The sequence below is a fragment of the Rothia nasimurium genome (assembly GCF_004569295.1).
GTDB lineage: Bacteria > Actinomycetota > Actinomycetes > Actinomycetales > Micrococcaceae > Rothia > Rothia nasimurium_B.
Map to the genome: position 1 here is coordinate 62,263 of NZ_SPQC01000009.1, position 8,777 is coordinate 71,039.

Genomic DNA, 8,777 nt, shown 5'->3' on the forward strand with positions numbered 1-8,777 from the left:
CTCTACTGATTGTTCTTCAAGGATTCGAGCATCTGCTGAAGCTCCTGCTGTCTCTCCAAGTACGGGGCGGCCTTCTCCTGGTAGGCCAGGTTCGCTGAGCGGATTTCGATGTCCTGCGGTTCCTCCGAGCTCAGGTACTGGCTGTTGATGCTGGTCTTCAAATCGCGCAGGTACTGGTCGTTCCACAGCATCTCGCTCTGAATCTCCCACTCGCTCATCGGCTGAGGCACCTCCTGCTCCCACAGCTCCTGCGGGGGAGTCAAAAGCTCCTGACGCACTGTTTCCTCCGCTCGCTTCTTGGCTGCTTCCAAACGGCCCACCTTCTGTAGATAGCCCTCGTTCGGAGAGTCCTGGCCCGCGTACTGGAACATCAGATCCTGAACCATTAGCTCGGCCTGTTCCTGAACCTGCTGAAAGTGCTCGTCCAGGTTCATTTCCTGCTGCATCTGGGCGTAGGTGCTCGGCGCTAGGGTCTGCCAGTTCTGCCTGGCTATTGTTGCGTAGTTGCTCATCTTGAACCTCCTGGGGGTTTGAGAATAGGAACTCGAAAATATCGAGCTGGCCCTCAATTAGGCCGTGTTTTTTCGCCACGATGTACTCCATGTAGATAGCTGATAGATGCCACCTACTTTAATCGTGGAAAGATATGTTTAATAGAAAGTTATTTATTTACGAAACTAGGCTATTAGGGGTTAGTTAGTAGGTCTGAGGAATCTCAAGGTTGCCACTGAGCAGGTTGTAGATAAACAGGATGGTGGACACTGAGAAGAAAGTCAGTCCAATGTAGCCCAGCAGGATGCGGCTGTAGCGGTTCCAGCCCAGGAATGGGATGAGGATGTATATCCAGCTCAGGGCTACTGCGGTGTGGTGGAAGGCTAAGAGGAGCCAGCGGAACACGTTTCCGACCCCACGGAAGAAACCAGCTACAGGATTCTGCTTGCGCGGTGCAGGTGCCATCATGGGCTGCTGGTAGTAGTACTGATGCTGAATCGGTGCAGGCATCGGGGCCTGCGGCACCTGCTGCTGGGGGTGGTTTGGAACGGTGTAGTAAATCTGGCTCATCTTAGCCTCCTGGGTGAGAATGTGGTGCTAGCTAGCTGTCCCAGCCTGCAAGGGGCGGGCGCTGCGAGTCGGGGGAAGCGGGTACGGGTGCGGCAGTCCAGGCTGCTTCTTCCGGTGCGCTTGGTGTGGGCTTGGGCTTGCGGTTGATGGTGATAGAGACGAACCGGTTCGAGACTGCTACCTCATCAGCAATTAGGCTCAAGGAGCGAATCGTTTCGCCGTCGCGCTTGCGTTCCTTGGTTACAAGCATGCCGGTGGCCATAACTCGGTCGCCCTTTTGCAGTTCTTCGCTGATGCGCTGAACGTAATCGTTCTGACGTTCGCTACCCTTGGAGCGTACTTCGACGTCCATGTAGGTGGTGACGCCAGCAACGTAGTCTTTTTCTGCCGCTGACCAGACTCGCGGGGTGTGGGCAACGGTCATGTAGACCACTGCTGCCCCTTCTTTGAAGAATCGCAGGTCGGGGTCTCGGGTGAGGTTGCCGGTGATGGTGAGGGAAATTTCGTTGTTCATGGGGTTCTCCAGATATTCAGAATCATGTGACATGACATGATGTGATTACTTGATGGGGATGTCCGCACCAAACTCAAACTCGATAGCCTCAAAGAGGTAATGGCTAATCAGCTCGTTTTGGCTCATACCCTTCTGCTTGGCCGCATATTTCAGTAGCTCGGCCTGAGACTCAGTGCCTCTGAGGGTGTAGATACCGTACTTGCGTCCTGCCGCTCGCTTTTCAAGACGGGCCTCGGGTGAATCTGCGGACTTATCCGCGCCCTGCTCGGGCTCGGATATGGTGCGCGGTGCCTCTGCTGCCTCAATAAAGGCATCCTCATTTTTTGGGGTGGGCCGCTGGCGAAAAGTAGATGCCATTATCGTCCTTCGGTCAGTGTGAGAATTTCTTGGGCGAGTAACTGAATCTCAGCCTTGGCCTTTGAATCAGTACCCTCGGTAACAGCCTTACCCTCAGCTAGTGCCGCCTGATACGCCTTGCGGTGATGAACCACCACATCTGCCAGGGCTGCCTGTGGTGCGGCCTGGGTCAGGTACTCCTTAGACTCCAGAGCCTCAGAGCTCATCACGTGGGTGGATGCCTGCGAAATGACAATCAGGGGAATGAGGGTGGGATTCATATCTTGGGCCTCATCCACCATCTGCATCAAGTCCACGGTTGCATCCAGGTCGGCTTGGGCTGGGCGTGTGGGGATAAGCATGAGGTCAGCAACCACCATCGCTGAACGCAACTCCTTGGAGTCCTTACCTGCGGTATCGACAAGAACCACATCGTAGCTCTCGTTCAACTCCCGCAAGGTTGCACCCAGGCGGCCCTCTTTGCGGAGGGTCATGATGGAGCCGTGGCCAAGTTCATCCCTGTCATCTGCCCAGCGTGAGGCGGTGTGGATAGAGGGGTCGGCCTCAACAATAGTGATGCTCTTTCCCTGCTGCTGGAGGGTGGTGGCTAGGTTGACGGTCAGGGTGGACTTGCCCACCCCTCCTTTATGGTTTCCGATAAGTAAGATCATGCCTACAGTCTAACCCCTAACTAATATGATATGCAACCATGTGATATGAAATGATATGAATAATTTTTTTGACCAGCCCTCACCCACGCCTCGAAAGGCAGTGAAAGCACATACCGTAAAATCAGGGTAGACCTCCGACAATCTGCAAGGAAGCACCCAGTGAATATTGCATCACCAGCGTTCACCCGGTGGATAGAGGGCATCGCGCCAGATGCTACCCTCCTGGACATCTGCACCAAGGCAGGCCTGAGCCTCTCTACCATCTCAGAACAGCGAAGCGGCAACCGCATTACTCCCAAGACGGTTATCGCCATCGCCAGAGCATACGGACAAAACCCAGTGGGGGAGCTGGGGGGATTTGACGGATATGAAGCACTTCGGTGCAGCCAGCTCACCCTCCTCGAAGCGGTGCCGCTTTACTCAGCCCTCGAACTGCTTCATCAACGGTTTGTAAGAGAGGGTAAAGCAATAGCTGGGGCAGGCTTTGGCCCTCCGGAGGCACAGCTCAAGCGCTGGCTGGATGTAAATCGACGTGCAGCAACCCAAAAAGAGCTGGCCCAACATATTGAAATGCAGCCCTCGAACTTCTCTCGGCAGGTTAGCGATGGAACTTTGCCAATCTATCGCATCCTAGAATTGGCAGCCTATCTAGAAACCTCCCCATTGCCTGCATTGGTGGCAACACAAAATCTGTTCTTTGAAGAAGCCTTTGGCCTGAACCGCCAAAAATATTTAGCCGGTCGGCCAGATGCAGAGCTGGTAGAAGCCATTGAGCGGGCCAATCTCTTCCTGGAATCTGATGTGAAACTCTTCGTGTCGCCCTAAAAAACTACCTTTGACCTGGGACTCCTCTTTTTGTGCCTAAAAGTTTCGGAAAACAATAACTATTTCTTATTCTCATATATAATTGAAGTGCTGGCGGGGTTGACCACCTGGAAAGCGGACACCCGCCACTCTCTCGCGAGAGAACCTCTAAAGGTGCAACCAGAGTGAGAGAGTCTGTGGCAATGTCCCCCACGAACGTATTGCCACAGCTCTTCACCTGGCACTCTTCCCTCACTCACATACACCACTTTCTTAGAGAGAAGCACATGAGCATCACCCACTATCTCGACATCAACGCTCTGCTGGGCGACACCTTCGGCCAATGGCTCACCGCCCAGGGAGCCACCTTTGAAAACGCCCAAGACCTCACAGAGGAAACCGTCATTGCACAAGAATGGGCCACCCCGGCACCGTATGGCTATCAAAAGCCGGTAGCCCGCCGCACCCTCACCGCCAATAACGTCACCATCGACGGCGAACTCTACCCCAGCATCACTTTCACCCTGGGGCTGATGGACTTAATCGACGCGGCTATCACTAAACAGCCTGTAGCCCCTGCATCTGGCTACCCGCTGAACTTTCACTCTGGCCAGTAGTAAGCCCCTGATTCGGGATAACTCGGCACCTCAATAGCCCTCCGCAGTCCCTACCTAGTTCACCTACCAGTGAGCTGAAGGTATCTGTGATGGAAACCCCGCCTACCTGATAGGCGGGAAGAAACAAACACCACGCGAATCACTCGATTCACACATATCTGAAGAAAGGACACCTAAGAAGTGTCACGAGCATCCTTTAAGGTAGTAGCCAGCAAGTCTGGCGCCCTGGTTGCAACCGGCCTGGTTGCATCCTCCATTTTTGCCTCCATGCCCGCATCAAACGCGGTCGATACTGGCTCATTTGGCTCAGTTATTTCCGCCTCCGAGGCAGAATCAACCACCCGCGAAGTTCCTGTCGATAACTCGGCGCTACTCGCTGCTGTTGCGGCCGCTAAGGACGCAGGCCTGAACATCTCAGAAACCCAGGTCAAGACCATTACCACCGGCTCAACCGCTGAGGTTCAGGCAGCACTGGATACCATCACTGCTGACTCTGAGGCCAAGATCGCTGAGATTACCGCCAAGATCGCCCAGTACAAGGAAGAGACGGCCGCAGCTGACGCTAAGTACGAGGCTGAACTGGCCCAGTACCAGAAGGACGATGCCGCTTACAGGGACGCTGTAGCTGCTAAGGCTGAGGCTGAGAAGATTAACGCTGAACGCCAGGCCGCTTACGAGGGGCAACTGGCCCAGTACAAGGCAGAGGCTGCCTCCTACGAGAGCGCACTGGCTCAGTTCAAGACTGACAAGGCCGCCTACGACGCTAAGGTTGCAGCTGCTAAGGCTGCTATCGAAGCTGGCGAATGTGCGCCTCCGCGCGTGGCCATGACCTTTGACCTCTCCCGCTCTTTCGATGCTTCTGAAACTGCAACTATGAAAGACCAGGCCAAGCAGATGGTCGAGCGTCTTTCCAAGGTTGATGGTGCTGAGGTCTCTTTCTTCACCTTTGCTCGTGACTCTGCTGTAAACTTCCAAGACACCGGCTCCGGCGAAGTTCCCGTTGGCCCTATCACCACCATCGCAGGCAACCAACCCTCTGCCGTATTCAACATTGGCACCGATGCCGGTAAGGCCGCTGCTTTGGCCTGGATTGATGGCATCGACAAGCACTCCAAGGACGCTCCCGTAGGCACCTCCGGCGATGAATGGAACGGCGTCAACTTCCAGACCCTGGGCACCAACTGGGAAGCTGCCCTGGCTGCTATTGAAAAGCACCAGGCTGATACCGGCGTTAAGTACGACACCGCCCTGCTGCTGACCGACGGCGCACCCAACACCTATACCGTAGATGGCCAGGTTGGTATTCACTCACCCCTGAATGCCTCCAACGGCTCGGACGAAGCGTTCAACGCTGCCAAAGCTGTTGCAGACCGTCTTGAGGCATCCGGCACCGACGTCATCCCCGTGATGATTCGTGATGAGGCCGTCAACAACCCCTCTGACCCCTTCCACTTCTCATCGGACGAAGCCGGTATGTTGGGCTACATCAAGGGCATTTCCGGGGTAGCCTCACCCACCGAGGGCCGCGACTACTTTGTCGGTGAGATGAACACCCTCTCAGATTCCATCTATGAAGCTGCCACCGTTGCCGCTGAAAAGTGCATCGTTGAGGACGAACCCCCGGTAGAGCCCACCAAGCCCACCGAACCTACCCCTCCGACTCTGGAAGAGGTTCCCTCAGTACCCACCAAGCCCACTGAGCCTACCCGCGAGAGCGTTGAAGCACCCTCTGTTTCCTACGGCCTGACCAAGCTCTTTGCCCCCATCCCCGTAGTAGAAAAGGTTGCTAAGGACGAGGGTAAGAAGATTATCGCTGGCGAAACCACCACCCAGACCATCTCTTACGCCACAGGCTACCAGGCACCTGAGTCATTCATCCTGGGCGACCACATCTACTTCACCGAGGACGGCCGCATGCCTGTCTCCGTGAACATGAACGAAGTAGCTGTAACCGACGCTGAAGGTAACAACGTCACCGACCAGTTCACCATCACCTCCGTGGACGGCGTCCACAACGGCAAGGCAGGGCACCAGATTCTTGCCACCGCTAAGAACCCCGGGCATCTGAAGCTGAACACCACCTACACCCTGCACGTGAACCAGACCAGCCTCTTTGACGGTATCGCAGACACCCTTATCGACTCCGGTTTCGCTATCGTCAACGACGAACTTCAGTTCACTCAAGACAAGACCTACTACGAGCCCAAGATTAACCCCGACAAGACCGTGGTTAACTCTTCAGGTGTAGAGGTCGATAACACCCGTGTACTGCCCGGTGCGGAACTGAACTACCAGCTGACCCTCTCAGCTGCTGACCTTGCAGATACCACCAGCGAAGTGACCAAGCTGGGCAAGTACGATAACTACGATGAGACCAAGTGGGCCCCCACTGGCGAGTTCACCGTCGTTGATTCAGAAGGCAACACCGTTTCTTCTGAGGCGTTCACCGCTGAATGGAACCTGGAAACCGGCGAAGTGACCATCTTGGCCAAGAACCCTGCCGAACTGGTCGGTAAGGACTATCGTCTCACCCTGCTGGGCCACGTGAAGAAGGACGCCACCCCCGGCGAGTTCACTAACCAGGCAACCCAGCTGACCAACGAGGATAAGACCCTCACCAAGGTTGTCCGCAACTACGTGCCCGTTATCGCCCCGTCTAAGGTTGATACCTCAGCTACCGATGGCTCCAACATCGACGGTAAGACTGTGACCGTAGGGGATGTAATCTCCTACAAGCTGGTTGAAGATACCACCAACCTGGAAAACACCGCCGACACCATCAAGGTCTCGGGCATGGTTGATGACTTCGATGAGCGCTACGGTCAGATTGACGCCTCCCAGGTACGTGTCTACCAGGTTCCCGGCGACACTGATACTTCTACTCCTGAGAAGGTTTCTGCTGCTGTGAAGCTGGCAACGGCTAAGGAAGTTACCGACTCCTACACCGTCACCAACGGTGAGGTAGACGGGTTCACCAACGGCGGCGCTGTAGGCATCTCTTCCATGATGAAGACCGATGGCGGCAAGGTTGTTCTGCCGATGGGGTACAAGTACATCCACGTACTGCCCTACACCGTGACCGCAAACGCCGATGGGGACATCCTCAACACTGCATGGCAGGTCACTAACGAGCACCGCACCCAGACCGACACCGTTGCTAACAAGCTCAAGGAAATTAACCCCACCAAGGACGTCGTTATCAACGTGGGGGATAAGGATTCGATTGACGGTACTGAAATTGCTCTGAACACTGTTTTCAATTACCAGCTGAACTCCTCAACCTTGCCGGCTGACCGCGCTGGCCTGACCGAGTCCTGGTCAATTGTTGATGACTGGGACGAGTCAAAGGACGCCTACGAGGGTAACTTCAAGGTTCTTTCTCAGCACTCTTTCGTGGATGCTGACGGTAAGACTGTAGCAGTAGGAACCGACATCACTGGTTACTTCACCCAGAAGCACGAGAACGGTGTTGTCACCTACGAGGCAACCGACGCTTTCCTTGCGCTCATGTCCTCAGAGGCCAACCGGGCAACTGAGCAGGGTTTCACTGTCTTTATGCAGGCCCAGCGTATCGGTACCGGCGATGTTGAGAACACCTTTGTGGAGAACTACAACGGTGAGAAGCTAACCTCTAACACCGTGAAGACTTTCACCCCTGAGCCGGTTGTTCCTGTTATCCCTGAGAACCCCGGCACCCCTGATGTGACCACTCCTAGCACTCCTGCTGTGGTCAAGGGTGAGGGCGCTAAGACCGGTGGCGAAGCTCGTGTTGCCGGTATGCCGGTGGCTGGGTTGCTGACTGCTGGCGGTGTGCTGCTAGCTGGCTTTGTCGGTGCTGGTGCGTGGGCGCTGGTGGCTGGGGCCCGAAAGAAGAACAGCTAGTAAGTAGATTCCCCACCGCATAAGGGCAACTTGGCCCTGGTACTCAAGACAAAGAAGCATGTACCCTTCTTTGATTGGACTTTCTTGAGTATCAGGGCTGGTGCCTGTCTGATGGTGGGGTACCCCTCAGTGACGTTGTGAGTCAAGGGGGTTGGCGTTGGCAGAGAGAGATGATGCAGGGCTTGGGCTTGGTGTATGTGCCTGGGCGCTGCTGGAGGTTTTTCTCTGTCAGCGCCTTCTTTTTGTAGGGGTCTGGTGACGGAAGGTAGTTGGTGATGAAACAGGTAAGACAGAAGAATCGGTTCATCGGGGCTGTGGTGGGCCTTGCGGTGCTGATAGTGGCTGTTGTGGTTCTGGGCGCTTTTTTATCTGGATGGAAAATTGTCGATGGCCAGGTGTATGCACCGTATGAGCTACGCCACCCGGATGCCAGCGGGGAGATTTTCCAGCAGGACGGCCAGGAATTCTATGAGCCGGCCTACGGATTCATGGCCGAGAACGTTGACCCGATAGCCGGCTTCTCTACTCCTCAGGTCAAGAATCTGACCCCGGTGCCGGTGCAGTGTACCGGTGAGGCGCTGGGGGAGGTGGTCCCTGAGCCTGGTTCGTGGGTGGTGCCGTCTTTGTCTGATGGGGCTGGTGGGTATGCTACGGGGTATTTCACGGATGGGTTGTTTTCTGATGGTATTCCGTCTGCTCCTGGTGGGTTGCTCTCATCGTTGAGTGCACCGCTAGGTGCAAAGGGTAAAGCGAGTGTGCTGGCTGGGCATGTGAACCTTGACTATCCTGATGACCGGCTCTCTGGGTGGGGTCTGTTGCATTACGTTGATAGGTGCGCGCATGTGTATATCACGGATGAGGCAGGTGTGACCCGTGAGTACCAGGTAATTG

The 8,777-nt window shown here is 55.3% G+C and carries 9 protein-coding genes; 4 read left to right on the top strand and 5 right to left on the bottom strand.

The features are described from left to right. Positions 1 to 2: 2 nt before the first annotated feature. From E4U03_RS03825 to E4U03_RS03845, 5 genes are all read right to left on the bottom strand, one after another. The gene (locus tag E4U03_RS03825) at positions 3 to 512 is read right to left on the bottom strand and encodes a TnpV protein (RefSeq protein WP_135011668.1); all 510 of its coding nucleotides are present in this window, start codon (positions 510 to 512) and stop codon (positions 3 to 5) included. 184 nt (positions 513 to 696) lie between these two features. Further along, positions 697 to 1,062, bottom strand: coding sequence for a hypothetical protein (locus E4U03_RS03830; RefSeq protein ID WP_135011669.1), 366 nt, complete (start codon positions 1,060 to 1,062; stop codon positions 697 to 699). Between the two features lie 31 nt (positions 1,063 to 1,093). Continuing rightward, the gene (locus E4U03_RS03835; RefSeq protein ID WP_194210379.1) at positions 1,094 to 1,576 is read right to left on the bottom strand and encodes a single-stranded DNA-binding protein; all 483 of its coding nucleotides are present in this window, start codon (positions 1,574 to 1,576) and stop codon (positions 1,094 to 1,096) included. Between the two features lie 45 nt (positions 1,577 to 1,621). Further along, positions 1,622 to 1,933 (bottom strand): hypothetical protein, encoded by a 312-nt coding sequence (locus tag E4U03_RS03840; protein ID WP_135011671.1) that lies wholly within the window; start codon positions 1,931 to 1,933, stop codon positions 1,622 to 1,624. After that, positions 1,933 to 2,583 carry a ParA family protein gene (locus E4U03_RS03845; RefSeq protein WP_135011672.1) on the bottom strand — a complete coding sequence of 217 codons (651 nt, stop codon included), beginning with the start codon at positions 2,581 to 2,583 and terminating at the stop codon, positions 1,933 to 1,935. Before E4U03_RS03845 ends, E4U03_RS03840 begins: the two co-directional genes overlap by 1 nt. Before the next feature lie 159 nt (positions 2,584 to 2,742). On the opposite strand from E4U03_RS03845, the gene E4U03_RS03850 reads away from it, so the two are divergent. The 4 genes from E4U03_RS03850 to E4U03_RS03865 form a co-directional block, all read left to right on the top strand. Then, on the top strand, positions 2,743 to 3,408 hold the full coding sequence (locus E4U03_RS03850) for a hypothetical protein (protein WP_135011673.1): 666 nt from the start codon (positions 2,743 to 2,745) through the stop codon (positions 3,406 to 3,408). A gap of 266 nt (positions 3,409 to 3,674) precedes the next feature. Beyond that, entirely contained in the window at positions 3,675 to 4,004 is a 330-nt protein-coding gene (locus E4U03_RS03855) for a hypothetical protein (protein WP_135011674.1), read from the top strand. A 180-nt stretch (positions 4,005 to 4,184) separates the two neighbouring features. Continuing rightward, positions 4,185 to 7,886 (top strand): LPXTG cell wall anchor domain-containing protein, encoded by a 3,702-nt coding sequence (locus E4U03_RS13535; RefSeq protein ID WP_135011675.1) that lies wholly within the window; start codon positions 4,185 to 4,187, stop codon positions 7,884 to 7,886. Between the two features lie 275 nt (positions 7,887 to 8,161). Next, on the top strand, positions 8,162 to 8,777 hold a 616-nt coding region (locus E4U03_RS03865; RefSeq protein WP_135011676.1), incomplete at its 3' end, for a hypothetical protein.

Coding starts and splice junctions, on each gene's coding strand:
- E4U03_RS03825 (WP_135011668.1), bottom strand. CDS start 512: ATGAGCAACTACGCAACAATAGCCAGGCAGAACTGGCAGACCCTAGCG.
- E4U03_RS03830 (WP_135011669.1), bottom strand. CDS start 1,062: ATGAGCCAGATTTACTACACCGTTCCAAACCACCCCCAGCAGCAGGTG.
- E4U03_RS03835 (WP_194210379.1), bottom strand. CDS start 1,576: ATGAACAACGAAATTTCCCTCACCATCACCGGCAACCTCACCCGAGAC.
- E4U03_RS03840 (WP_135011671.1), bottom strand. CDS start 1,933: ATGGCATCTACTTTTCGCCAGCGGCCCACCCCAAAAAATGAGGATGCC.
- E4U03_RS03845 (WP_135011672.1), bottom strand. CDS start 2,583: ATGATCTTACTTATCGGAAACCATAAAGGAGGGGTGGGCAAGTCCACC.
- E4U03_RS03855 (WP_135011674.1), top strand. CDS start 3,675: ATGAGCATCACCCACTATCTCGACATCAACGCTCTGCTGGGCGACACC.